Origin of the sequence: Vibrio sp. 2096, assembly GCF_033339595.1 — a bacterium.
GTDB lineage: Bacteria > Pseudomonadota > Gammaproteobacteria > Enterobacterales > Vibrionaceae > Vibrio > Vibrio alginolyticus.
On the sequence record NZ_JAWOUX010000017.1, the window covers coordinates 31,209 to 56,166 of the forward strand.

Annotated in this window: 20 protein-coding genes; 14 read left to right on the forward strand and 6 right to left on the reverse strand. The window is 41.6% G+C overall.

Features of this window, described 5'->3' with window-relative positions; genetic code table 11:
• Positions 1-8 precede the first annotated feature (8 nt).
• From pepN to rmf, 10 genes are all read left to right on the forward strand, one after another.
• Positions 9-2,615, forward strand: a complete 2,607-nt coding sequence (gene pepN / locus R7Q41_RS21615; RefSeq protein ID WP_005377439.1) for an aminopeptidase N — start codon at positions 9-11, stop codon at positions 2,613-2,615.
• Between the two features lie 65 nt (positions 2,616-2,680).
• Entirely contained in the window at positions 2,681-2,899 is a 219-nt protein-coding gene (locus R7Q41_RS21620; protein ID WP_005377440.1) for a DUF2835 domain-containing protein, read from the forward strand.
• A gap of 201 nt (positions 2,900-3,100) precedes the next feature.
• Positions 3,101-7,942 carry an NAD-glutamate dehydrogenase gene (locus R7Q41_RS21625; RefSeq protein WP_005377441.1) on the forward strand — a complete coding sequence of 1,614 codons (4,842 nt, stop codon included), beginning with the start codon at positions 3,101-3,103 and terminating at the stop codon, positions 7,940-7,942.
• 311 nt (positions 7,943-8,253) lie between these two features.
• Entirely contained in the window at positions 8,254-9,264 is a 1,011-nt protein-coding gene (gene pyrD, locus R7Q41_RS21630; protein WP_213907255.1) for a quinone-dependent dihydroorotate dehydrogenase, read from the forward strand.
• Positions 9,265-9,432: 168 nt separating this feature from the next.
• Positions 9,433-9,975 (forward strand): cell division protein ZapC, encoded by a 543-nt coding sequence (locus tag R7Q41_RS21635; RefSeq protein WP_005377444.1) that lies wholly within the window; start codon positions 9,433-9,435, stop codon positions 9,973-9,975.
• Between the two features lie 487 nt (positions 9,976-10,462).
• Positions 10,463-12,583, forward strand: coding sequence for a bifunctional 23S rRNA (guanine(2069)-N(7))-methyltransferase RlmK/23S rRNA (guanine(2445)-N(2))-methyltransferase RlmL (gene rlmKL, locus R7Q41_RS21640; RefSeq protein WP_005377445.1), 2,121 nt, complete (start codon positions 10,463-10,465; stop codon positions 12,581-12,583).
• 21 nt (positions 12,584-12,604) lie between these two features.
• Positions 12,605-12,847 (forward strand): glutaredoxin family protein, encoded by a 243-nt coding sequence (locus tag R7Q41_RS21645; RefSeq protein ID WP_017821808.1) that lies wholly within the window; start codon positions 12,605-12,607, stop codon positions 12,845-12,847.
• On the forward strand, positions 12,825-14,744 hold the full coding sequence (locus R7Q41_RS21650; protein ID WP_005377449.1) for an ABC transporter ATP-binding protein: 1,920 nt from the start codon (positions 12,825-12,827) through the stop codon (positions 14,742-14,744). The genes R7Q41_RS21645 and R7Q41_RS21650 overlap by 23 nt, the downstream gene beginning before the upstream one ends.
• A 7-nt stretch (positions 14,745-14,751) precedes the next feature.
• Positions 14,752-16,485 carry a DUF3466 family protein gene (locus tag R7Q41_RS21655; protein ID WP_005377451.1) on the forward strand — a complete coding sequence of 578 codons (1,734 nt, stop codon included), beginning with the start codon at positions 14,752-14,754 and terminating at the stop codon, positions 16,483-16,485.
• 181 nt (positions 16,486-16,666) lie between these two features.
• A complete protein-coding gene (gene rmf, locus R7Q41_RS21660; RefSeq protein WP_005377453.1) occupies positions 16,667-16,840 on the forward strand; it encodes a ribosome modulation factor in 174 nt (57 codons plus the stop codon).
• Between the two features lie 140 nt (positions 16,841-16,980).
• Here rmf and fabA read toward each other — a convergent pair whose 3' ends face one another.
• Complete coding sequence (gene fabA / locus R7Q41_RS21665; protein ID WP_005390081.1) at positions 16,981-17,499, reverse strand: bifunctional 3-hydroxydecanoyl-ACP dehydratase/trans-2-decenoyl-ACP isomerase; 519 nt, start codon at positions 17,497-17,499, stop codon at positions 16,981-16,983.
• Positions 17,500-17,569: 70 nt separating this feature from the next.
• Positions 17,570-19,210, reverse strand: a complete 1,641-nt coding sequence (locus R7Q41_RS21670; protein WP_005377458.1) for an AAA family ATPase — start codon at positions 19,208-19,210, stop codon at positions 17,570-17,572.
• Between the two features lie 210 nt (positions 19,211-19,420).
• On the opposite strand from R7Q41_RS21670, the gene matP reads away from it, so the two are divergent.
• The 4 genes from matP to R7Q41_RS21690 all read left to right on the forward strand — a co-directional run bounded on the left by matP (position 19,421) and on the right by R7Q41_RS21690 (position 21,501).
• Complete coding sequence (gene matP, locus R7Q41_RS21675; RefSeq protein WP_005396497.1) at positions 19,421-19,870, forward strand: macrodomain Ter protein MatP; 450 nt, start codon at positions 19,421-19,423, stop codon at positions 19,868-19,870.
• Between the two features lie 15 nt (positions 19,871-19,885).
• Complete coding sequence (locus R7Q41_RS21680; protein WP_005377468.1) at positions 19,886-20,197, forward strand: DUF3634 family protein; 312 nt, start codon at positions 19,886-19,888, stop codon at positions 20,195-20,197.
• 115 nt (positions 20,198-20,312) lie between these two features.
• Complete coding sequence (locus tag R7Q41_RS21685) at positions 20,313-20,636, forward strand: hypothetical protein (protein ID WP_065274540.1); 324 nt, start codon at positions 20,313-20,315, stop codon at positions 20,634-20,636.
• Between the two features lie 499 nt (positions 20,637-21,135).
• On the forward strand, positions 21,136-21,501 hold the full coding sequence (locus R7Q41_RS21690; RefSeq protein WP_213893856.1) for a regulator: 366 nt from the start codon (positions 21,136-21,138) through the stop codon (positions 21,499-21,501).
• Between the two features lie 52 nt (positions 21,502-21,553).
• Here R7Q41_RS21690 and R7Q41_RS21695 read toward each other — a convergent pair whose 3' ends face one another.
• The 4 genes from R7Q41_RS21695 to R7Q41_RS21710 form a co-directional block, all read right to left on the reverse strand.
• Positions 21,554-22,090, reverse strand: a complete 537-nt coding sequence (locus R7Q41_RS21695; protein WP_213893855.1) for a hypothetical protein — start codon at positions 22,088-22,090, stop codon at positions 21,554-21,556.
• Between the two features lie 218 nt (positions 22,091-22,308).
• The gene (locus R7Q41_RS21700; protein WP_213893854.1) at positions 22,309-22,884 is read right to left on the reverse strand and encodes a hypothetical protein; all 576 of its coding nucleotides are present in this window, start codon (positions 22,882-22,884) and stop codon (positions 22,309-22,311) included.
• A complete protein-coding gene (locus R7Q41_RS21705) occupies positions 22,881-23,600 on the reverse strand; it encodes an AHH domain-containing protein (protein ID WP_050450751.1) in 720 nt (239 codons plus the stop codon). The genes R7Q41_RS21700 and R7Q41_RS21705 overlap by 4 nt, the downstream gene beginning before the upstream one ends.
• 150 nt (positions 23,601-23,750) lie before the next feature.
• Positions 23,751-24,677 carry a hypothetical protein gene (locus tag R7Q41_RS21710; protein ID WP_318144659.1) on the reverse strand — a complete coding sequence of 309 codons (927 nt, stop codon included), beginning with the start codon at positions 24,675-24,677 and terminating at the stop codon, positions 23,751-23,753.
• Between the last annotated feature and the right edge of the window lie 281 nt (positions 24,678-24,958).

The following is a 24,958-nucleotide window of genomic DNA, read 5'->3' on the forward strand; positions in this document are numbered from 1 at the left end:
TTATGCTCATGTCTCAAGCTCCCCAGGCCAAATATCGTAAAGATTATAAAGAGCCATCTCATGCGATTACTGATATCGATCTTACTTTTGATCTATATGACAATGACACAATCGTTACGGCGGTATCAAAAGTTGCTCAAAAAGGCGATACAACAACGCTAGAACTCGATGGCGAAGGACTTGAGCTACACGCTGTAAAAGTAAATGGTGAGGATTGGGCTCATCACGAGGTGAAGGAGTCATCGCTGGTACTGACCGATCTTCCATCCGAGTTTGAACTTGAAATCGTCACCAAAATTGATCCTGAAGCGAATACAGCACTCGAAGGTTTGTACAAATCAGGCGGCGCATTTTGTACTCAGTGTGAGGCTGAGGGCTTCCGCCGTATCACGTACTATCTAGACCGTCCGGATGTTCTAGCAAAATACACAACAAAAGTGATCGCAGATAAAGCGGCTTACCCATATTTGCTGAGCAATGGTAACCGAATTGCAGAAGGTGATGCAGAGAACGGTCGTCATTGGGTTCAATGGCAGGATCCGCATCCAAAACCAGCTTACTTGTTCGCCCTTGTTGCAGGCGACTTTGATGTATTGCGTGACAAATATACAACGATGTCAGGTCGCAGTGTTGATTTAGAAATCTTTGTTGATAAAGGTAACTTAGATCGTGCAGGTCATGCGATGACATCTTTGATCAACTCGATGAAGTGGGATGAGGAACGCTTTGGCCTGGAATACGATCTGGATATTTATATGATCGTTGCTGTTGATTTCTTCAACATGGGTGCAATGGAAAACAAAGGCTTGAACATTTTTAACTCAAAATATGTTCTGGCGAACGATCAAACTGCGACAGATCGTGACTATTTAGGTATCGAAGCTGTGATCGGTCATGAGTACTTCCACAACTGGACTGGCAACCGTGTCACTTGTCGTGACTGGTTCCAACTAAGTCTAAAAGAAGGCTTAACCGTATTCCGTGACCAAGAATTCTCCTCTGACTTAGGCTCTCGTGCTGATAACCGTATTGATAACGTACGTATTATTCGTGGTCCTCAATTTGCGGAAGATGCAAGCCCAATGTCTCACCCGATTCGTCCTGACAAAGTCATTGAGATGAATAACTTCTACACGCTAACGGTCTATGAAAAGGGCAGCGAAGTTATTCGTATGTACCATACACTCCTTGGCGAAGAGGGCTTCCAAAAAGGAATGAAACTTTATTTTGAACGTCACGATGGTACCGCCGCGACGTGTGAAGACTTTGTTTCTGCAATGGAAGATGCCAGCGGTGTTGATTTAAAACAGTTCCGTCTGTGGTACGGCCAATCGGGTACACCAACGCTGCGCGTAAATAGCGAATACAACGCTGATGCAAAAACTTACGCACTAACGGTAGAGCAATTTACGGAGCCGACGCAAGACCAAGCAGAAAAACAAGCGCTGCATATTCCGTTCGATATCGAGTTGTATGATTCGAAAGGTCGAGTTATCCCATTGATGAGTAACGGTGAATCTGTTCATAACGTGCTGGATATTAAACAAGATAAGCAAACGTTCGTATTTGAAAATGTCGAAGAACAGCCAGTGCCATCTTTGTTGCGTGAATTCTCGGCACCAGTCAAATTAGAATACGATTACAGCGATGACGAGTTAGTCTTCTTGATGAAGCACGCAACGAACGATTTTGCTCGATGGGACGCTAGCCAAATGCTATTGGCTAAATACATTCGTCAGAATGTGAAAAACGTTCAAGCGGGACAAGAAGTATCGCTTTCTGAAGGTGTGATAGATGCTTTCCGCGGTGTGCTGTTGGATGAAACGCTTGAGCCAGCTTTCATTGCTCAAGTTTTCTCTATGCCTTCAATCAATGAGATTACTGGTTGGTACCAGCAAATTGATATCGATGCCGTAGACAAAGTGCTAAACAGCATTACAGTGTCACTTTCTAAGGAATTAGAAGATGAGCTAAGTGCGACTTATCACACGCTTAAGCAAGCAGAGTATACGATCGACCATGCTGCTATTGGCAAGCGTGCTTTACGTAACCGTTGCCTACAGTACCTAGCACATACGGCAAAAGGTAATGATTTAGTCAATGCGCAGTACGCATCTGCAAATAACATGACAGATACGATTGCTGCGATGAGTGCTGCAAATAACGCTCAGCTTGAGTGTCGTGAAGCACTTATGGCTGATTATAGCGATAAATGGAAGCACGATGGTTTGGTTATGGATAAGTGGTTTGCACTTCAAGGTAGCAATCCTGCAGAGGATGCTCTTGAAAAAGTAAAAGCAACCATGAACCACGAAGCATTTAGTTTGAAAAATCCGAACCGTACGCGCAGCTTAATTGGCTCGTTCTTAAGTGCGAACCCTGTACGTTTCCATGATACATCCGGCGTAGGTTACCAATTTGCCGGTGAAATTCTTCGCCAACTAAATGATTCGAACCCACAAGTAGCTTCTCGAATGATTGATCCTTTGCTTAAGTTCCGTAAATACGATGAAGCTCGCCAAGCAATGATTCGTGCAGAACTTGAAAAGCTCAAAGCAATGGATAATCTTGCTAAAGATCTATTCGAAAAAGTGACTAAAGCACTAGACGAATAGTAAACAACACAATAGGGTGGTCATTAAGACCACCTTATTTGTTTATGTCACTTAGTTTTCACTTCATGAACTATTACTACTTCAATCTCAACATTTCATATCAAACGTTTTTATCTCATTACTCTGGTGCGGCAAGTGTTGTTCAAGTTGTCACACACAACGGTTTGCGTTTGCAGTTACCCGCCGCGAGATTTAGACCATTTCTTAGTCAATTGGGCGTTAGAGGCCAGTTTAGACTAACAACTGACCAAAATAATAAGTTTCTTAAGTTAGAAACTCTGTGATGTATTGTATTTGCAGAGAGTTAAATAGGAATCTTAGTCACAGAATCGGACATTTCACCTCTTACCACTACGATTAGTTGTTAAACATTTGTAATTATGCTTTTACAATGGGCACATGCATTACCTATGCTTAGTTTCTAAGGTAACAACCTAGCTACTAAGTCCCCCTACAAAACAACAATTCTAATGTGGAGTGTGAATATGACCGCGCGTGAAAATGTAGTGCCGGTTCTGCTTGAAAAGGTTTACCAACTGATTCAAGACAAACTCGAGCTTTCTCACCAAACGCTTGTAACTAAACTTGCTCAACACTTATTCAGTAACATTGCTGATGATGATCTAATTCAGCGAAACGAATCCGACCTTTATGGTGCTGTCGTTAGCCTTTGGCACCATATCAATGAAAAAAAACCAGAAGAGATTTCGGTTCGAGTATTTAACCCGACCGTAAGTCGTCAAGGCTGGCAATCCACACACACAATCGTAGAAATTGTTGTTCCAGATAGTCCATTCTTAGTGGACTCAGTCAAAATGGCTTTAGCACGTTTGGATCTTGTTTGTCACCTAATGTTGAATAACCCAACACAGATTCAGCGTGATAAAAAAGGCCAAGTTACAGACGTAAACGGTGAGGGTGGTGTTCTTCAATCACTTTTCCACATAGAGGTAGACCGCCTTACTAGTAAAGACGAGATGCAAGCGCTTAAAGAAGAGCTGTTAAGAATTCTATCTGATACTCGCTTAGTCGTTGATGACTGGAAGCAGATGGTTGATAAGCTTAAGTTTGTTACTGATGAACTTGAGAAAAATAAAGATCGTGTTTCTATCCAAACTGATCGTATGGATGAAACGATCGCATTTCTTCGTTGGCTAGAAGATCATAACTTTACCTTTATGGGTTATAAAGATTATGACTTAAAAGAGGTCAATGGTGATACCGAACTTGTTCCTGCTAAAGAAAAAGGACTAGGTCTGTTTGCTGATGACAAGCGCGTGCGTAGCGTCAAGCTCTCTGAATTATCAGATTCAGCGCGATTAGAAGCGAAAAAACCATACGCTCTGATCATCACCAAAGGTAACAAAGCATCTCGTATCCACCGTCCAGCTTATACTGATTACATCGGTATTAAGAAGTTTGATGAAAACGGTAAAGTAATAGGTGAGCATCGCTTTACTGGTTTATATACCTCCGCCGTTTACAACCAAGCGGTACAAAGTATTCCTCTGATCCGTGAAAAAGTTGACCGTATCCTTGAAGCAAGTGGATACCGTCACGGATCATACTCATACAAAGCATTGCACAATATCTTAGAAAACTACCCACGCGACGAGTTGCTTCAAGCTAATGAAGAAGAGCTGCTTGAGGTGGGAATGGGTGTTGTACAAATGCAAGATCGTGACTTGCTGCGTTTGTTTGTTCGTAAAGACCCATTTGGTCGTTTCTTCAGTTGCATGGTTTATGTCACTAAAGATCGTTACAACACAGAATTGCGTCGTCAAACTCAACGCATTCTTAAGCAGTACTTTGGTTGCGAGCAAGAGGTTGAATTTACAACGTACTTCTCAGAAAGCCCACTAGCGAGAACACATTACATTGTTCGTGTAGACAATAACAACATTGACGTAGACGTGAAAAAGATCGAGCAAAATCTAATGGAAGTTTCTACCTCTTGGGATGACAGACTAAAAGAATCCATCATTGCTAACTTTGGTGAAAGCAAAGGCCTTCCTCTTTCAAAAGAATATATGAGTGCGTTCCCTCGCTCATACAAAGAGGACATGATGCCAGGTTCTGCGGTTGCAGATATCGAGCGCTTAGAAGCGTTAAGTGATGATAATAAACTTGGCATGTTGTTCTACCGACCTCAAGAAGAGGGTGCAGATTCCAAAGCTGTCCGCTTAAAGTTATACCATCGCGATGAACCAATTCACCTTTCTGACGTAATGCCGATGTTGGAAAACCTTGGTTTGCGTGTGATTGGCGAATCGCCATATGAGATCGAGAAAAACAACGGGCAGACTTTCTGGATCCTTGACTTCTCTATGCTGCATAAGAGCGAGAAAACCGTTGACCTTCGTGAAGCTCGTGATCGTTTCCAACAAGCATTTGCTGCCATTTGGGCGGGTAATCTTGAAAGTGATGGTTTCAACCGATTGTTATTAGGTGCGTCGTTATCTGGCCGTGAGATTTCCATTCTTCGTGCTTACGCACGATACATGCGCCAAGTCGGCTTCCCATTCAGTCAGCAGTACATCGAAGACACGCTAAGCCACTACCCAGACTTAGCGACAGGTCTAGTCAAGCTGTTCACCAAGCGATTTGATCCGAAACACAAAGGCAGCGAGAAAGGCCAAAACGATCTAATTAAAAAGCTAACAGAGCAGTTGGATCGTGTAGAGAGCTTGGATGATGATCGTATTATTCGTCGTTATATTGAAATGATCATGGCGACGCTTCGTACCAACTACTACCAAGTAGACGAGAATAAGCAGCCTAAGCCTTGGTTATCTTTGAAAATGAAGCCAAGCGATATTCCTGAGATTCCGCAGCCTGTACCTGCATTCGAGATCTTTGTTTACGCACCAGATATTGAAGGTGTTCACCTTCGTGGTGGAAAAGTGGCTCGTGGTGGTTTGCGTTGGTCAGATCGTCAAGAAGACTTCCGTACGGAGATTCTTGGCTTAGTAAAAGCGCAACAGGTTAAGAACACTGTAATTGTACCAGTGGGTGCAAAAGGCGGCTTCGTTTGTAAACGCCAGCCATCTCTCACCACTCGTGATGAAATTTTTGCGGAAGGTCAGCGTTGTTACAAACGCTTTATCCGTGCACTGCTAGATGTGTCAGATAACATCATTGAAGGAGAGGTGGTACCACCACAAAACGTTGTTCGTCACGATGAAGATGACCCATATCTAGTAGTGGCTGCCGATAAAGGCACAGCAACCTTCTCAGATTTGGCAAACTCTGTTTCTGCAGAATACAACTTCTGGCTAGGTGACGCATTCGCTTCAGGTGGTTCAAACGGTTACGATCACAAAGCAATGGGAATCACCGCAAAAGGTGGTTGGGAATCTGTTAAACGTCACTTCCGTGAAATGGGCATCAACTGTCAGACCACTGATTTTACTGCAATCGGTGTAGGTGATATGGCAGGTGACGTGTTCGGTAACGGTATGCTGTTATCGAAGCATATTCGATTGCAAGCTGCGTTTAACCACATGCACATCTTTATTGATCCAAATCCAGATTCAGCCAGCAGCTGGGAAGAGCGTAACCGCTTGTTTAATTTGCCAAGATCAAGCTGGGAAGATTACAACAAAGACTTGATCTCTCAAGGTGGTGGCATCTTCTCTCGTCGATCAAAATCGATCCAGTTGACGCCAGAAATTCAGAAAATGTTAGGTACTAAGAAAGCATCTTTAGCGCCTAACGATCTGATAAAGATGATCTTGAAAATGAAAGTCGATCTGCTTTGGAATGGTGGTATCGGCACTTACGTTAAATCATCGACAGAAACTCATACAGATGTTGGCGACCGTGCTAACGACATGCTGCGCATTGACGGCCGTGACTTAAGAGCCAAAGTGGTTGGCGAAGGTGGTAACTTGGGTATGACTCAGCTTGGTCGTATCGAATACGCACTAACTGGCGGTCGAGTGAACACGGACTTCGTTGATAACGTAGGTGGCGTTGACTGTTCGGATAATGAAGTCAACATCAAGATCTTCCTCAATGGACTGGTTTCAAATGGCGATCTTACGGTTAAGCAACGTAACCAAATTCTAGAGTCTATGGAAGACGAAGTGGGTGAAATTGTCTTGGATGATGCTTACCGTCAGTCGGAGTCGATCTCTGTTACTGAACAGCAAGGTGTTGGCATTGTTAAGGAGCAAATTCGATTCATCCACACTATGGAGAAAGCAGGGTACTTGGACCGTGCTCTCGAATACATTCCTGATGATGAAACGCTAATCGAGCGTGAAAAACAGGGACTAGGTCTGACTCGCCCTGAGCTATCAGTGTTAGTTGCCTACGGTAAAATGGTACTTAAACAGCAACTTGTTACGGATGAAATCGCAAATGATGAATTCCATGCAAAACAACTTGTTGAATATTTCCCAAGTGCGTTACGACGTAACTATAAAGATCAAATGGTTAATCACCCACTGCGAGCTGAAATTATCGCTACAGCATTGGCTAACCAGATGGTTAACGAAATGGGCTGTAACTTCGTTACTCGTTTGCAAGAAGAAACTGGTGCAAGTGTTGTCGATATTGCCAACGCTTACAGTGCGGCTAGAGAAATCTTTGATTTAGAAGAAATCCTCAAGCAAACTCGCAAACTTGATAACGTTGCGACAGCGCAAGCTCAATACGAAATTATGTTTTACGTGCGCCGAGCACTGCGTCGAATTGCACGCTGGTTGCTTCGTAACCGTAGCGGCAAATGCACGGTCGGTGAGTTGATTGCTATCTACAAGCAAGATGTCAATGTTATCACTGAAACCCTAGACACTATGTTAGTTGAGTCTGAAGTTGAAGAACACAATGAGTTGGCTCAAGGTTGGATAGAGAAAGGGGTTGAAGAGAAACTCGCTCACCAAGTTGCCCGCTTATCAAGCTTACAATCTGCACTGGATATTTCATCAGTAGCAAGTGAAACAGGTAAAACGGTTGAGCAAGCATCGAAACTCTACTTTAACTTGGGTGACCGTTTATCGTTGCATTGGTTCTTGAAGCAAATTAATAGCCAAGCCGTTGATAACAACTGGCAAGCACTTGCAAGAGCGGCATTCCGTGAAGATCTGGACTGGCAACAACGTCAACTTACCGCTCAGGTACTGACTTGTGGCTGCTCAACCGAAGAGCTTGACGTGATGGCTGCGTTAGAAGATTGGATTGAAACTAACGAACAATCGTTGCACCGCTGGGAGAGTATCTTAAACGAGTTCAAAGTTGGCTCAGTACACGAATTTGCTAAGTTCTCTGTAGCACTTCGAGAGCTAGTACTTTTAAACCTCAACTGCTCATCGAAAGAGTAGTGGAATAATCAAGTCATAAGTAAAAGCCTCGTTATTTAACGGGGCTTTTTATTATCTATTATTCACATTTGGAACGAAAATAGTTACATTGTCACATTGAATTGAAATTAAAACAGAGTGAAATCGATTGCTTTTAAGCGGTTAGTTACGATTTTTATCGCAGAAACTTGATTGTAATTGTTTGTTTTATATTTAAAAATCTTATAAAGATATAGGTTTTTACTTATTACGTTCATTTTCATTGAATTACGATGAAAAACGGTAAATAATATTGTCCCGTTTATACGGGGCTTTTTTCTTTCGGAGGCACAATGCTTTACCGTCTAGCCAGAACTGGCTTTTTCCAACTCGATGCCGAGAAGGCACATGATCTTGCAATCAAGAACTTCCAACGCTTTAACGGCACACCACTTGATCTCTTTTACCGCCAACAGTTACCAACTCGTCCAGTTGAGTGTATGGGTCTAACATTCCGTAACCCTGTTGGTCTTGCGGCTGGTTTAGATAAAAACGGCGAATGTATTGAAGCATTTGATGCCATGGGCTTTGGCTTTGTCGAAGTCGGCACTGTAACGCCACGACCACAACCAGGTAATGATAAACCACGCTTATTCCGTTTAGTGGAAGCAGAAGGGATCATCAACCGCATGGGCTTTAATAACCTAGGCGTTGATAATTTGATCGAGAATGTTAAACGAGCAAAATTCAATTGTGTTCTCGGAATTAATATCGGTAAAAATAAAGATACGCCAATTGAGAAAGGGGCAGAGGACTACCTGATTTGTATGGAAAAAGTGTATGAGTATGCTGGCTATATTGCAGTAAACATCTCATCGCCAAACACTCCAGGTCTTCGTTCACTTCAATATGGTGAAGCGCTTGATGAACTGCTTTCCGAATTAAAAGCGAAACAAGCGGAGTTATCAGAGAAGTACAACAAGTATGTCCCGTTAGCATTAAAGATTGCGCCAGATTTAAGTGACGATGAAATCTGCCAAATCTGCGATTCTTTATTGAAAAACAATATAGATGGTGTGATCGCGACTAACACAACTTTGGATCGCACGATCGTAGAAGGGATGAGACACGCCAATGAGGCAGGTGGCTTGAGTGGTCGCCCTGTGCAATCACGCTCTACGGAGGTCGTACGTAAGCTTCATGAAGAGCTTGGAGACAAACTTCCAATTATCGGTGTTGGTGGTGTAGATTCCTATGTTGCAGCCAAAGAAAAGATCATGGCAGGCGCTAAACTTGTTCAAGTCTACACTGGCTTTATTTACCACGGCCCAGGTCTCGTAAGTGATATTGTTAAGAATCTTTAACATATACATCAAAAACTACTGAAAAATCAGTACCTGTTACATAAAAAAGAGGACTTTGTTTCCTCTTTTTTTTTATCCGTTCGTTTGTAGAATTTAAAAATCACGAGTAGGTAATTAAGCGTCTTACCTCTTTACCACTGATTTAACTAGTCAAGAGAGAACGGAATAATGCTTAAACCCAGCGACAAATGGAATTGGTATTTTGACGAGCAAAAAGCTTGCTTAATGCTGGATCTGGGGGAGGAAATGATTTTCCAAACCAATCTATCCCGAAAATTGTTGGTTAACTGTGCCTTCTCAAACAGTGAATTTACCGTTGATGACGCCAGCGCATTTCAAACGTTTAATGAGCGCATTCGCTGTCTCGATATCAGTGAATATCGCCAAGCTGAATTAACACTGTATTGTGTTGCTGCAAAGCGTTTTCATAAACCTGTACAGCCTAAGAGCTGGTTCTTCGATGCACAGTCCTCTGATTATGAACCTCAAGAAGGGGACATGGTCTTTCTCACAAATCAATATTCTGATGGTATGTTCATCGTTCTAGAACCAGGCGAAACATCGAGCTTATGTGCTTATGTTAACCAAGAAGCCTTTGTTCTTGATGGCAATAAGGCGCTTCAATTTGGGCAGCCGATTAAAGTAATGCATGATCGCATGGCTTGTGCAAATCACCTCTTTGCAATGACCCCTATGGCAATGGTGGGTTAAAGCTGTTTAATTTTTCTTTATTTCGTTCCTTTGTTTGCCTTAATCGACCTTGTTGGGTCGATTTTTTTTTGTCCTTTCCTCTGACACTCCAATCCGAAAGACCATGAAACTGTTTGTTTTCTATGCATGCAAACATGAAGCTGGTCACTTTTATTTTACTTATTTCAATTTGATTACTCCTTTAATTAGGCAACCTAGCGCCTAAAACAACCCTATTTATTCCCCTATAAAGGGCATTTGTAAGTAATTTACATCAACCAATCACGACTGGTATATACCAAAATGCATGTAAATAAGTATTCACTTCTTCTAAAGGAAACAAAATACGTTCATGAATGAAAAACATTCAAACTAAAGATGTTGAAAGTTTTAGATCATTTGAGTGGTGATGATTTGAACTAACGGGTGGGAAAATACCTTTAAAAACGAGGCATTGATCGTAAAGTCAGGTATAATTGAAGCCATTTTTTATCAGCGAAAGAACACTATGAATCAATATCTCGCGGTAACTTCAAATGGCATGGAAAATTTGCTTGTTGAAGAACTGACTAAACTAGGCATTGAAAATGCGAAACCAGTACAGGCAGGCGTAAAATTTAAAGCGACAAACGAACAGGTTTATCGCTGTTGTTTGTGGAGCCGTTTAGCGTCTCGATTTGTACGTGTTTTATCTGAGTTCACGTGTAACAACGACATGGACTTGTATCTATCCACTTCCACTATTAACTGGGTTAACCAATTTCATAGCTCTAAACGCTTTGTTGTGGACTTTAACGGCACAAACCGTGAGATTAGAAATAGCCAATACGGAGCTATGAAGGTCAAAGATGGCATCGTAGATTGCTTTGAGAATAAAGGCTTGCCACGTCCTAATATCAGCAAAGAACGCCCAGATATTCGTATTCACGTTCGTTTGCATAAAGATAAAGCGTTGCTTGGGATAGACATGGTAGGTAGTGGTCTTCATCAGCGTGGTTATCGACCAGAATCGGGTCGTGCGCCATTACGTGAAACGCTTGCTTCTGCGATTATCATGCGTTGTGGCTGGGATGGGCATCAACCATTACTCGATCCAATGTGTGGTTCTGGTACTTTGCTTATTGAAGCGGCAATGATGGCAGCCAACATGGCACCTGGCGTTAAGCGCAAACAATGGGGCTTCGAAGTTTTGGAAGACTTTGAACCGGAGACCTGGGCTGAGATTAAATCAGAGGCTAATGTTCAAGCTAGACGGGGTGTCAAGAAAGTTGACGCTAAGTTTTTTGGATTCGATAACGACCCCAAAGTATTAAAAGTCGCTCAAGAAAACGCCCGCAGAGCAGGTGTTGAAGAGTTGATTGAGTTTGCGCAAGGTGATGCTGCAACTATTACTCGTCCCGCAGGATTTGAACACGGTGTTATCGTTTCAAACCCACCTTACGGTGAGCGTCTAGGAACTGAGCCGGGGCTGATTGCGCTCTATACCGCATTCGGTGGACAGCTAAAATCTGAGTTTGGCGGATGTAAAGCATCTATCTTCTCTAGCTCGGACGAGCTCTTGAGTTGCCTTCGTATGCGCGCTGATAAACAGTTTAAATTGAACAACGGTGCGTTACCGTGTCACCAAAAGAACTACAGCATTGCCGAGCGCAGCGCTGATGAAGTTAAAGGTGCAGATACTAACGTTCAAATCGCACCAGACTTCTCAAACCGTTTGAAGAAAAACATTGGCAAGATTGGCAAGTGGGCTCGTAAAGAGAAACTAGACTGCTATCGTATCTACGATGCAGACCTTCCAGAATACAACGTAGCGATCGACGTGTACGGCGATCAAATTGTGATTCAAGAGTACGCAGCACCTAAGAACATCCCTGAAGAAAAAGCCAAGCGTCGTCTAACGGACATTATCCGTGCGACGATTCAGGTGACCGGTGTTGAAGCGAACAAAGTTGTACTGAAAGTTCGTGAGAAGCAGAAAGGTCGAAGCCAGTACCAAAAATTAGGTCAGGTATCAGAGACGCTCGAAGTAAACGAGTACGGTGTGAAGCTGATCGTGAACCTTCATGACTACCTAGACACAGGCCTGTTCTTGGATCATAAGATCACTCGTCGTCGTCTTGGCGAAATGGCACAGGGTAAAGATTTCCTTAACTTGTTTGCTTACACTGGTAGTGCAACAGTGCACGCTGCAGTTGGTGGTGCTCGGTCCACTACAACTGTCGATATGTCAAACACCTACTTGAATTGGGCGAAAGACAATATGCAGCTTAATGGCTGTGTAGGGCGCCAACATAAATATGAACAAGCGGACTGTTTGCAATGGCTAGAAAACGCAAAAGGTGAATACGACTTGATCTTTATTGACCCACCTACGTTCTCTAACTCTAAGCGTATGGAAACATCATTCGATGTACAACGTGACCACATTAAGCTAATGAAGAACCTCAAACGCTTACTGAGAAGTGAAGGCACAATCGTATTTTCAAATAACAAACGTCATTTCAAGATGGATGAAGAATCACTCGCTGAATTGGGTTTGAAGGTTCAGAATATTTCTTCTCAAACGTTACCATTAGATTTTGCGCGTAATAAACAGATTCATAACTGTTGGCTAGTAACGCACGCGTAGTATAAACAAAAGGATTAATACGTGCTGATATTGTATAGCACGGAGGGATGCCATCTTTGTGAGATGGCATTTGCTCTAGTAGACCAAGTCGGTTTGGCCGAGCAAACAGATATCATTGATATTGCGTTTGATGATGTACTATTTTCTCGTTACGGCGTCACAATACCCGTATTAAAATATCAAGATTCTGAGTTGAACTGGCCGTTTGACTTAGAACAACTCACACATTGGTTGGATAATAATGGCATTACTTACCATTCATAACGCACAACTTGCATTTGGTGACCACCCATTGCTAGACAAAGCGGAGTTCGCTCTTCAAGAAAACGAACGCGTTTGTTTAGTTGGTCGTAACGGAGCAGGTAAGTCCACGTTAATGAAAGTGCTTGCCGGCGACATTTTGTTGGATGATGGCAAGATTCAAATAACTCAAGACGTAGTAGTTTCTCGGCTTGAACAAGATCCACCGCGCAATCAAGAGGGTACGGTTTACGAATACGTATCTGGCGGTTTGGCTGAAATCGGCGAACAATTGAAGATTTATCACGATCTTCTCGATCTTGTTGCTCAAGACCCAAGTGAGAAGAACATTAACCGTTTGGCGAAAGTTCAAGAGCAGCTTGATCATTCTAATGCTTGGCGCTTTGATGACCGTGTTAAGAACGTACTTGGCGCTTTAAAACTAAGCCCTGAAACCAAACTGACCGATCTATCCGGTGGCTGGCAACGTAAAGCTGCTTTAGCTCGTGCGCTGGTTTGTGATCCTGATGTATTGCTTCTTGATGAACCAACAAACCATCTCGATGTGACAACGATCGAATGGTTAGAGAACTTCTTAAAAGACTTCAAAGGCTCGATCATCTTTATTTCTCACGACCGTGCATTCATCAAGTCGATGGCGACACGCATCGTCGACTTAGATCGCGGTCAATTAGCTTCTTTCCCTGGTAATTACGAACAGTATTTGAATGACAAAGAAGAAATGCTTCGCGTCGAAGAAATGCAGAATGCTGAGTTCGATAAGAAACTAGCTCAGGAAGAAGTGTGGATTCGTCAAGGCATTAAAGCACGTCGTACTCGTAATGAAGGCCGTGTTCGAGCCCTTAAAAAACTTCGTGAAGAGCGTCGTGACCGTCGTGAAGTTCAAGGTAAAGTTAACCTAAACATCGATGATGCTTCTCGTTCTGGTAAGATTGTATTTGAAGCAGAAAATGTATCTTTTGCTTACGAAGGCAAGACAATTGTCGACGACTTTAGCTTTAACATCATGCGTGGTGACCGTATTGCACTTATCGGACCAAATGGCTGCGGTAAGAGTACGGTACTTAAATTGCTATTGGGGCAATTGGAAGCGCAGTCTGGTCGTTTACACTGCGGAACAAAATTAGAAGTCGCGTACTTTGATCAGTACCGAGAGATTTTGGATCCAGAAAAGACAGTGATCGATAACTTAGCGGATGGGAAACAAGAAGTAATGGTTGGGGGACGTCAGCGTCATGCGCTGAGTTATCTTCAAGACTTCTTATTTGCACCTAAGCGCGCCAGAACCCCGGTTAAGGCACTTTCTGGTGGTGAGAAAAACCGATTATTGCTAGCCCGTATCTTGTTGAAACCAAACAACTTACTTATTCTTGATGAACCAACTAACGATTTGGATATCGAAACGTTGGAACTTTTAGAAGAAATGCTTGCCAATTATCAGGGTACATTATTGTTAGTGAGTCACGACCGTGAGTTCGTAGACAACACAGTAACAACAAGCTGGATTTTTGAGGGTAACGGTATAATCGAAGAGTTCGTTGGTGGTTATCATGATGCTAAACAACAGCGTGACCAAGTTCTTGCTTCGCGCAGTCAGGTTGAAAAACCAACGAAGAAAGAGAAAGTGGTTGAGGAAACTCCCAAAACTACGCAACCTAAGAACAATTCGAAGAAGTTATCGTATAAGCTGCAAAGAGAATTAGAGGCTCTACCAGCTAAACTTGAACAATTAGAGTCGGATATCGAGAGCCTTCAGGAGCAAGTGAACGATCCAGAGTTCTTTGCTAAACCTGTAGAGCAAACTCAGCCGGTATTGGAACAGCTTGCTGCACTAGAGCAGGAGTTGGAAATCGCATTCGAGAGATGGGAAGAACTCGAAGCAATGCAACAGGATAGTTAAGAATTCAATGAATTGTAGTAATAAATTCAAATTGACCGCCATTGCAATGATGGTTGGTACCACAATGAACGCACAGGCGGCATTGTATCAAGTTGTTGAGGTTTCACCTCAGGATCATGGTTCAAACGGTGACTACCAAACGGCTTACGGGGTTGCAATTCAACAGGGCGATGCAGGTACAGATCCTTCAACAGGTTCACCTTTCGCTTTAGGCTGCTTTGATGCAGCAGCAAACTGCACGCCAGAGCAGTTTAAACTTGCAATGGAAACTCGCACTACACCGATTTCAGCGACACAAGCCGTGGATGGGAACAGCTATCGTGAAGAAATCCCATTCGGATTAGACGCTGGCTTTTATTACATCCAAGAACTCAAAGACTTTGAGCGTTACTGTTACAACCAGCTTCGCTATTCCACCTGTGACTCTTGGGCCTCAGTAAACTGGACGCCGTGGAATAAAGAACGTAGTAAAGACTTTACTTCTAATGCGTTAGCGTTCATAGAAGAAGATTCTGCTGCTTATAAAAATGAATATAACAATGTTATCAACCAGCTTACCGAGGATGGTGCAGCTGTCGGTAATCAGAGTAAAGTTAGCACAGAAAATGCTTCTACATTAGAAACAAGAAATACCGTAGTTGCACCAGTAGAGCCAAATATTCTTACTGGCGATAGTGACGCAAGTGTTGTGCAAAGCCATGCTTGGAGCACAGACGGCATTTTTACTGTTGGCAGTGTTTCTCGAACAGCAAGCAATACCAATGGATCTCACCATACATCAAAAGCAGCGATTTGGGATCAAAGCGGAACCGTCAGTGAATTGGCTTGGCCTAGTGGCACATCTAAAGATGGAGAAAGGTTAGCTCAAGGGAGCATGCGTGACCTTGTCACTGATGGAACAACGGTCTATGGCGTAGGTTACAACACTTACAGTGATGATAACTACCTGAATGCGACTGTTTTTGTCGGAACTCTAGAAGCCGAAGGTAGCGTTGAAAACGCAACTTGGAAAAATAAAGTTGTTGTAGGAGCTAGACAGCGCGAAGGTGATGATACGGTTCATACAAACTCACGCTTAACCGACGTTAACTCTAATTTTGTTGCTATTGGTGAAGCGAAACGTTCGGGCGGATACTTAATGCCAACGGGCTCTGCTCCGAATCGTCTCTTTATCGTAGATGATGTTCGTAAGGATTCTATTAGCGCTTTTTACCCAACTACTGGCATTTTCTTTAGCGGTGCGGGCGGTAAGATGGGCGGTATCAACTCTTACAATGAAATCGTCGGGCAACTTGATGCGGAAACGACTCGTGAAGACGATGGCAAGCCACGTCGTAAGCGCGGTTTTATCTATCCATATAGCCTAGGTGGCGAGACTAGTGAACGTGCTGCAACATTGTTTAATGGAAAAGCTTGGTTCCTAGACAGTTTGACTAATGGCGGTGATTACTCTGAACAAAACAATCAGTTCCGTATTATCGACGCAACTGATATCAATGATGCAGGTGTGATCTCTGGTACTGCTATGAAATGTGCAGGTGGTTATAGCACAACAGCAAACAATGCGACATGTAGCTCTGAAGAGCAAATTGTAGCAGTCAAACTAGTACCTATTGCTGCCGCAACTAAGGACGACATCGTATCTCGAAGCATTGACTCAACGACGACAGAGCGTCAAGGTGCAGGCCTTGGTTGGTTAGCTTTGACCATGCTTGGATTGTTTGGGTTCCGTAGAAAATAGTTAAAAATCGTCAGTAATTTTTAAATCAAGCAGAGGCTCACACATTTGAGTCTCTGCTTTTTTTATGCCTTGAGAAATTGCCTACTTTGATCGATTCTTATAAGTGGAGTCATAAAAACTCCATCAAAGTTTCACAATAACAGCTGTACGTTAGTAAATGGACCTGTATGAGGAATTAACTATGAAGAGACAAAAGCGTGATCGCCTAGAACGAGCTCAATCTCAAGGCTACAAAGCTGGATTGAATGGAAGGTCTCAAGAGGCTTGCCCATATCAACAAGTTGATGCTCGGTCGTATTGGTTAGGTGGTTGGCGTGATGCCAGAGATGAAAGACAATCTGGTCTCTACAAATAAACTCTCCACATACAAAAAGAAGGATTCGAAAGGGCTCTACGGAGCCTTTTCTACATTATAGGGACATAGGGAAGTAGGTTAACACTCGATAACAAAAAGGCTCCTAAATAGGAGCCTTAATAAATCGATTAAAATCGTGATTAGAAGCTTGAAGTGTCTTGGAACAAGCCAACTTTCAAATCTTTTGCTACGTAGATTTCTTTGCCGTCCACACATACACGACCGTCAGCCAAACCCATCACAAGCTTACGGTTTACAACGCGTTTCATGTGGATTTCGTACGTCACTTTTTTCGCTGTTGGCAGGATCTGACCTGTAAACTTCACTTCGCCAACACCCAGAGCACGACCTTTTCCTTTGCCACCAACCCAGCCAAGGAAGAAACCAACAAGTTGCCACATCGCATCAAGGCCAAGACAACCCGGCATTACAGGGTCGCCAGGGAAGTGGCAGTCAAAGAACCACAAATCTGGAGTAATATCCAATTCCGCCAAGATCAAACCTTTACCAAAATCGCCTTCAGTCTCAGACATTTTAGTAACACGATCCATCATTAGCATGTTTGGCGCAGGAAGCTGAGGGTAACCAGGCCCAAACAGTTCGCCTTGGCTAGAAGCAAGTAGATCGTCACGGTTATAAGAATCACGTTTGTTTTGCATTATCAATTACTCCAATTTTTGATAGCTGCATCTTAGTGAACACGTGTACGCTAAACAACTCCGATCAGTACTAGACAAACCAGTTTTTGATGCGCTGCACAATTCCTTCTGGATGCTCATGTCTTTCAAAGTTTTCAATACGTTCCGCTATTTTGCCAATAATGCTATCGTCTTCACCTCTAAAAGGTTTATTCATTACAATCGGAATAGCTTCATCTACGGTAGAAACGGACCAAATATGGAACTCACCATTTTTAATGCTTTCTATTACATCTTTATGTAATGCAAGGTGTTTAAGGTTTGATTTTGGCATCACAACACCTTGATTTCCTGTAAAACCTTGATGTTTACAAACCTGATAAAAACCTTCAATTTTTTCGTTCAAGCCACCAACGGCTTGCACTCGACCAAACTGATCAACAGCCCCTGTAACCGCAACTTGTTGATTAATTGGAGATTCAGATAAAGCACTTACCAAGCAACAAAGTTCTGCAAGAGATGCGCTGTCACCATCAACTTCACTATAAGACTGTTCAAATACGATGGAGGCTGAGTAAGGCAGTGGTTCATCCAGTTTCAGAGCAGAGCTCAAGAAAGCTTGCATAATCATCATGCCTTTTGCATGTAGATTGCCTCCAAGCTCAGCTTTGCGCTCAACATCGGAAACATCGCCATCACCAAAATGAATTACACAAGATATTCGCGCAGGCTCACCATAGCTGACAGGGTGCCCAGCCATATCAATAACGGTTAGGCCATTGATTTGACCAACTTGTTCCCCAGTTGTCTCAATGATGACTTGTCCATCTAAAATATCGTACACGGCACGCTGAGGAAGGTAAGATTCTCGGTAATACTTATCGTCAATCGCTTTATCTAACGACTTGTAATCTAATGCGTGGCCATCACTGAACTGGCTAGCAAGCGTTAGAAGTTGAGAGTGCCACATTACTCCTAAAGGCAGATAATGTTGATCTTCAGTAAATCTCATACCGGCCAGCAACAATCTTCTAAAACCACATTCAGTTAAGTGAGGCAGCTGATATTGAGAACATATCCAGTTCACTAAACCAAAGTAATCTGTCAAATTCTGCTCTGACAGATGAATATCTTCTTCAACTTCCGTATACATGGCAAAGCCAGAACAGAAGTCTTCATCGATGTATTCTAGCTCTGCTAACTGACTTCTTTCTCCTGTTACAATCAGTTTTACATCATAAGCTTTAGCTTGCGGTACTGAAGTAGGTAAACGAGTAGGGCTTAGGTTCAGTGGCTCGATAAGGTTTTGTTGAATTGCAGACTTTATATTTGGCCAAAGCCCTGGGTTAGCCAAAATTAGATTAGCCGGTACAATTAAGTAACCGTTATCTGCCTGTGAAATTAAACCAGGTTGGAAGGCAATATCACCACTTACATCAACACTGTAACGGTCAAATAAACGTTTGGCATCAAGTGATTCCGAAAAAACTATCGCAGCGTTAGACTGGCTCTGAAGAGCTTTACTGATGAACTCTCTATATACAGAATTATCTACGCAGTTAATGAGTAGTACTCGCGTCAATCCGGAAATTTTTGAAAAACGAGATATCGTTGCCGACATTCTCGGTTGGAGATCAGTAAAAGACTTCTTTGGTAACGAAGGTGCAGACTTTAAAAGTGCTTCGTACTGCTCAAGTGAAGGTGTTACGTCTTGCCAATTAAGTTGGTTCATTAAAATTCATCGTAATTCAATCTTGCCGACATTATAACGAAACGGACTATAACACCCTAGCACCAATTTGGTTTGCTCTCGGCATTCATCTCTCAATGAACAATACTTAGACAAATGAGTGATCAACATCGATACTTCTAAGAGTTTTATTTGCCCAAGTAAACCATCTGGGTTACGCTGTCACTAGGTTATGTTTATGGGTCGGAACAAATGAAATATCAGCAGCTTGAGAATCTAGAATGTGGGTGGAAATGGAAGTATCTCATCAAAAAATGGAAAGATGGTGAAGCGATTACCCGACATATTGATACAAGCGAAGCAGATGCAGCGGTCGCAGAACTAAAACGCCTTGAACACGAGCCTACACTTGTCTTGGCTTGGATAGAAAACCACATGTCAGAAGAGTTAGATAATAAACTCAAGCAGGCTATCCGAGCGAAACGGAAACGTCACTTCAATGCAGAGCAAGTCCATACAAAGAAGAAATCCATTGATTTAGATTACCGAGTTTGGGAAAAGCTTTCTAGTAGAGCGAATGAACTTGGTTGTACGTTATCTGACGCAATTGAATATTTGCTTTCCGAAGCGTCGAGAAGTGAAAAAGCGAGTCAAAAAGTTACCTCAATTAAAGAGGATTTGAGTAAATTGCTATCTAGCTAGGATAGGGAGTGCCAAATGTTATATGTAATCTTAATTGCAGCCATCGTGATCTTTTGGTTGATCGCAGTCGATAGGCCGGTGTTAAAAGTAAAGTTCGATAATGGCCATATTAGTAACGTAAAAGGGCATCTACCTCCTTCTTTCAAACACAACTTACAGGATATTAGTGAGCATAACCCGTTTACTGGTGAAATGAAGGTGTATAGCCAACGAACAGGAATGCGCTTAAGCTTTTCCAAAGGCATTCCCAAAAAAGTTCAACAGAGGATTCGTAACGTTTTTCCTCATCAGGGCTTCAAAGCAAACAAAGGCAAGAAGCGCGCTTAATTACATATCAGTTACTTCATCATGTTAAATGGGACGCAATGTGGCGTCCCATTTTCGTATCTACAGAAAAATTACTTATCATCGAACAATCCAACAACATAAACGGACCAAAACGATGAGATACGTTGTAACTTTAATGATACTGATCTTTGCAAGTACTTCAGTTTTTGCTGACGATTCAGAAACGAACCTGTTGGCTAAAAAGATTAAGACTAAGCTTCAAAAGAAAGTAGACAATAAGTTTGATGGCTACCAAGGGTATTGTGACGTCATGATAGAAATGGAGCACAAAAGTAAAAACGCAGTAATAAAAAGAGTAACAGGCAGTGGTGACCAAAAAGTGTGTAGGTACGTTAAGTCCAACTTGAAGAAAGGAAAACGCTATCGTTACAAATACCCCGAAAAGTACATTCGCCTCCATATAACCACAGGCTTATAAATGTTTCAGAACGCCTTGATTAAGAGCGAGTGAACTGAGCTCGTGATTTTTGGCAGATTTCGTTGCGGAGCGATTAGAGCGTTTAGCTGATTTTTGCTCAGCAGCGCGTTTGAGTTCGTTAAAGTAGTGATGACATTGAATGGCGAACTCAGTGAGTTGGCCATCACCATCATAGATATATTGATTCTCAGGTGTTTAAGGAAGAACACACCAGTAAAGTAAGTCGAGGACTAAGCGCGCATCAATTTTCAATAAGAGATTTGATTTGCTTCGTAAGCATAACCACAAACCAAACTAGCGATTGCAAGTCTACGGGAACCTCGGTTAAAGCCTCAAAAGCAAACAATGTTGTTAATCTTAGGAGGACATTTTAAAGTAGCTAAAACCGGACATTATTGCTTTGAGATTCCACCCCCTTGGTGCGCATTATATCTGCTTATGTTGAATGCGATTGCATATGCCAGTCCTATAAAATGTCTCTCTTTTGAGGGACTATTCAATGAAGTATCACGAAATGACTAAAAACTATATTTTTCGTGAATTTGAATGTGGTTTATCCGTCGAACAAGCTGCTGAACTTTGTTTGAAAACTGTGAGAACGGTCAAAGAATGGGATAAGGGGAAAACCATTCCTCCTGAGTGTAAACGGCTGATGAGAATGACAAAGGGAAGGGAGCTAAGCCCATCTGAACAATGGGAGCATTTCAAAATGCATTACGATAGATTAGAACTTCCAACAGGGCAACTGGTAACGGCTCAGCAGATTTTGACAGGAATAGCTTTGTTAGAAATTGGAGCATTAACTGATTTAGAAGCAGCAGGGAAAGTGCTGAAATATGCTAGAGCGCTAAGAAAGATAATGTAGTAAAGGCTCCAATAGGAGCCTTTTACTTGGTAAACTAGGTGTGTTGTAAGGCCTATAACGGCTCTATATTCGCACTGTTCCAATATTTAGAAAACCCCAGAGCTGTAACAGTAATTTTATCAAATCCTTCGGCATTATCGGATTCGACTAAGACGCTATTACTTTTGATGAATGAATTAGTCACATATCTTTTCCCTCGTTCAGTTTCAGGGGTTAAATAGATATACGCGTAATCTACATCATTTTCTTTAACGCAAAACCCAAGCATTCTAATGGGTTGCCCATTAAATTTTTGTATCCTGGTACCTTCAAGTATATGTTGGTTCGTGTTGTTTACGTCCTTAAGCTCCCTATAGTTGCATGTATCTCTACTAGTATCTACCAGAGTAAAAAACAAGCCCAATTTCCCGTTCAAGTTATGCTTTGCTTGAGCAACAAAAAATCTTCCTGTCTGTTCTTCTTCATTCAAGGATATCATCATAACTGTACCACCTTGTTCCCATGAGTAGTTAGGTGCTGGTATCCACTCTTCTTTAGCTGAAGCAAAGAAACTGGTTGCCATAAATATAAGTAAAGTAAGTTTCCGCATTAAATTTCCGCAAAATAGTCTTATTTAATTTGTGGTTATTGTAATTCAGTGGAAGATAGTTTTGGGACCTTAATTGTTAGAGGATATGTAAGTAATCATCATCAAAACATAAACAAATAGAATTATAAGCTTACATATGCAAGCATTATTTCATACGATGCAAAAAGGCTCCAAAGGAGCCTTTTGCGTGTAAATGTCTAACTAATAATTCTGCTGAATCAATCTTCAAATACATCGAGTAGATCTGTATCGAACGAAAGTCCCTTTAGATTGTGCTCTTCACATAACGATATGAGTTTGTCATCACAATAAATTGACATACAACCTTCATCTTTTGATTTAAAGACATATTTATTTGAAAGATCGCTTTCTATAAATGCCAGTTTCTCTAATAATCCTTGTTCTCCGTCAATGTCTTCAAATTTGATTTTCTGCTTGTCTTCTTCTCCAAAGGACATCACGTTGAACACGGTAAAACTTTCATCATCGATTGTAATCGGTAAGAACTCACCGTCAGAATCAATTACATCTCGTACTACCTGATATGCATTTTCTCTCAAGACAAGAAATGTTCTCCATTTAGATATGTCTGGGATTGCTTCAGCAGATTTAAAGTGTTGAGTAAATGTTGCATATTCATTTACCCAAACATCTCTCAAGCTTGTTGAATCAACAGGGGCTCTTCGAAGTCGTCTTAACAACTGAAGGTCATCTGAATCGAGAGCTCGCTTATAAGGGTCATGCTCTAAGACCTTAAATTCTCGAGGTTTATTTTTTAATTTGTATACAGTCATACAGTAGGTTTCCAGTTAGCATCTTTCTTCTCAAGAATTTTCTCAGGATGAGAACCGTCTTGTATTTGCTTTTTCATTTTCAGCAGTGTGGACTTAAATACATTCTCACTATGCCTAATTCTTCCTAGCGTGCCAATCCAGTTCTGATAATTTGTACCATGTATTCGTGAATGAGGTGGAGCTTTTGGAGTAGTGTAGTGATCTTTGTAAGCACTGGATCTAGGTAACCAAACACCATTAATTGCATCATTAATACCTATACCAAATTCGAACATTTGTAATTTTGCATCAATCATCGCAGCAACCTTACCGTTTCCCATCACAATATGATGTGCTGCGTGATTTGGGCTAGGTTGAGGTTCTGCTACGGCATAGAGGTTTCTAATTAGCGAATTCGTAGGATGATGTTTCTCTTTAGATAGTTGGTTTTCATCTTTAGCCTTGTTTTCTTGACGGTACTTCTTGAGATCTTCATAGAGGTCGTCTTGTAAGCGAGCATGGGCTTTAATTTTTGCTCTTTCGCGTTTCAAATGTTTAATTGTTGCCTCAACCTCTTCAAGCTCGGATTTACTGGCATTGGCCAAGTTACTAACCTTTTTATAGTGTTTCAAAGCTTCGACTTGATAGTTATATATAGCTAACTCTAATGCTGAAGGATTTGTTGGCCTTGGTGGTTTCTTGAATACGGGTGAAACTCCCAGTGTCGTAGTACTCATATCTGTTCCTCAAAGTCAGAGATAAGAAGTTTATCTAACACATAGAGTTAAAAGATTCAGGTTAAAATAATCACAACAAAACCTGAATCTAACTTTTAAGTAACAACAAATTTGTAAATTACACTTCGTCTCTAACTCTAACTAAGAGCGCTAACTTTCTGGTTGAGCTTCAGCAAGTAGTTTTCTTATATTGTATTCCCAGTTGATATTATGAATGATCCTTTCTTTACACAATGAGCCATGGATAATCTCAGCTTTAGTTAACTGACTTAATTCTTCCCAAGAGTCTTCAAAAACATAAGTTGCGTTGTTTTCATTTATACTTTCAAGAATAAACAGGTTATTACTTTTAAATCCATACACAAAGTAATGATTAAACCCTCCGGCACCAAAAGCAAGCATATCAGGCCCAAGCTCTTCTAATGTTTTAGTTCTTCTATTAAATTTCGCGCGCTTTTGGCTAGATAGCTTTGCAGTTATAGTATTTTTAAAAGTACTACCTCTAGCCCAAGGGTACTCACCTGGAGGAAGTATATGCCAATTGAGCTCTTTTCTTTCCGCTTTGAATATCTGCTTCTTATCCTTATCGACAATTTCAAAAAATCCAAAGCACGAAAGTAACAAGTTACATATATGAATGTTGTACTCTTCATTAGCATCAATTTTTAAAACATCATCAGTTGTAAGATATAGTTCAGAGTCAATTTCTACTATGTAGAAGTTACAGGAATATGCTTCACTATATTCTTTTACATAACGCTCACGTTCAAACCAAACAGTTTTAGAATGTGAAGCTCCAGACCAATCTTCCCAAGTGATGTCCCATTCTACGGTGTACTTTTCTTTTGGAAGGTCCCTTCTGATTGTTGCTTTACCATTAGCGTTTTCTGTAGTTCTTTTATTGATACTGGCTGGCAGGATAGTTTGACCAGCTTCAATTTTGTTGGTGAAACCAAGCTTCTGTAGCAAACTGCTATCAATACTTGATACAGGTACCACTAGTAATAGGTGATTCGTTCCTTCTGTTAACTTATAAAGCTCAGTTAGTGAACGAAGGTATTTTTTTCTAATTTCCATTATTGACACCTTTTGTTGTATATGAATCAGCTCACGCACAATGCTACTTAAAATTTGATATGCAATCTGTTGTTTTGGTCATGACTTTGAAGCTATTGGGTAGCATTAGGTTCGTTTCTTTGAACCAAAAATTTGAACTCAAAGTTTTGGTACCAACTCTTAGTATGCATGGGATAGACTTACGACGTTTTGTTAAGTACGGACTGGGAATTTACCCCCGTAATACAGATTCGGGGGTTTGCTCCGCTTTTAGGTCCCTCCCGCAAAGCGGGCCCCTCCCA

What these genes read in the sequence shown, in the direction of transcription:
- pepN (WP_005377439.1), top strand. Translation starts at nt 9, where the DNA reads ATGTCTCAAGCTCCCCAGGCCAAATATCGTAAAGATTATAAAGAGCCA.
- R7Q41_RS21620 (WP_005377440.1), top strand. Translation starts at nt 2,681, where the DNA reads ATGAACTATTACTACTTCAATCTCAACATTTCATATCAAACGTTTTTA.
- R7Q41_RS21625 (WP_005377441.1), top strand. Translation starts at nt 3,101, where the DNA reads ATGACCGCGCGTGAAAATGTAGTGCCGGTTCTGCTTGAAAAGGTTTAC.
- pyrD (WP_213907255.1), top strand. Translation starts at nt 8,254, where the DNA reads ATGCTTTACCGTCTAGCCAGAACTGGCTTTTTCCAACTCGATGCCGAG.
- R7Q41_RS21635 (WP_005377444.1), top strand. Translation starts at nt 9,433, where the DNA reads ATGCTTAAACCCAGCGACAAATGGAATTGGTATTTTGACGAGCAAAAA.
- rlmKL (WP_005377445.1), top strand. Translation starts at nt 10,463, where the DNA reads ATGAATCAATATCTCGCGGTAACTTCAAATGGCATGGAAAATTTGCTT.
- R7Q41_RS21650 (WP_005377449.1), top strand. Translation starts at nt 12,825, where the DNA reads ATGGCATTACTTACCATTCATAACGCACAACTTGCATTTGGTGACCAC.
- R7Q41_RS21655 (WP_005377451.1), top strand. Translation starts at nt 14,752, where the DNA reads ATGAATTGTAGTAATAAATTCAAATTGACCGCCATTGCAATGATGGTT.
- rmf (WP_005377453.1), top strand. Translation starts at nt 16,667, where the DNA reads ATGAAGAGACAAAAGCGTGATCGCCTAGAACGAGCTCAATCTCAAGGC.
- fabA (WP_005390081.1), bottom strand. Translation starts at nt 17,499, where the DNA reads ATGCAAAACAAACGTGATTCTTATAACCGTGACGATCTACTTGCTTCT.
- R7Q41_RS21670 (WP_005377458.1), bottom strand. Translation starts at nt 19,210, where the DNA reads ATGAACCAACTTAATTGGCAAGACGTAACACCTTCACTTGAGCAGTAC.
- matP (WP_005396497.1), top strand. Translation starts at nt 19,421, where the DNA reads ATGAAATATCAGCAGCTTGAGAATCTAGAATGTGGGTGGAAATGGAAG.
- R7Q41_RS21680 (WP_005377468.1), top strand. Translation starts at nt 19,886, where the DNA reads ATGTTATATGTAATCTTAATTGCAGCCATCGTGATCTTTTGGTTGATC.
- R7Q41_RS21685 (WP_065274540.1), top strand. Translation starts at nt 20,313, where the DNA reads ATGAGATACGTTGTAACTTTAATGATACTGATCTTTGCAAGTACTTCA.
- R7Q41_RS21690 (WP_213893856.1), top strand. Translation starts at nt 21,136, where the DNA reads ATGAAGTATCACGAAATGACTAAAAACTATATTTTTCGTGAATTTGAA.
- R7Q41_RS21695 (WP_213893855.1), bottom strand. Translation starts at nt 22,090, where the DNA reads ATGCGGAAACTTACTTTACTTATATTTATGGCAACCAGTTTCTTTGCT.
- R7Q41_RS21700 (WP_213893854.1), bottom strand. Translation starts at nt 22,884, where the DNA reads ATGACTGTATACAAATTAAAAAATAAACCTCGAGAATTTAAGGTCTTA.
- R7Q41_RS21705 (WP_050450751.1), bottom strand. Translation starts at nt 23,600, where the DNA reads ATGAGTACTACGACACTGGGAGTTTCACCCGTATTCAAGAAACCACCA.
- R7Q41_RS21710 (WP_318144659.1), bottom strand. Translation starts at nt 24,677, where the DNA reads ATGGAAATTAGAAAAAAATACCTTCGTTCACTAACTGAGCTTTATAAG.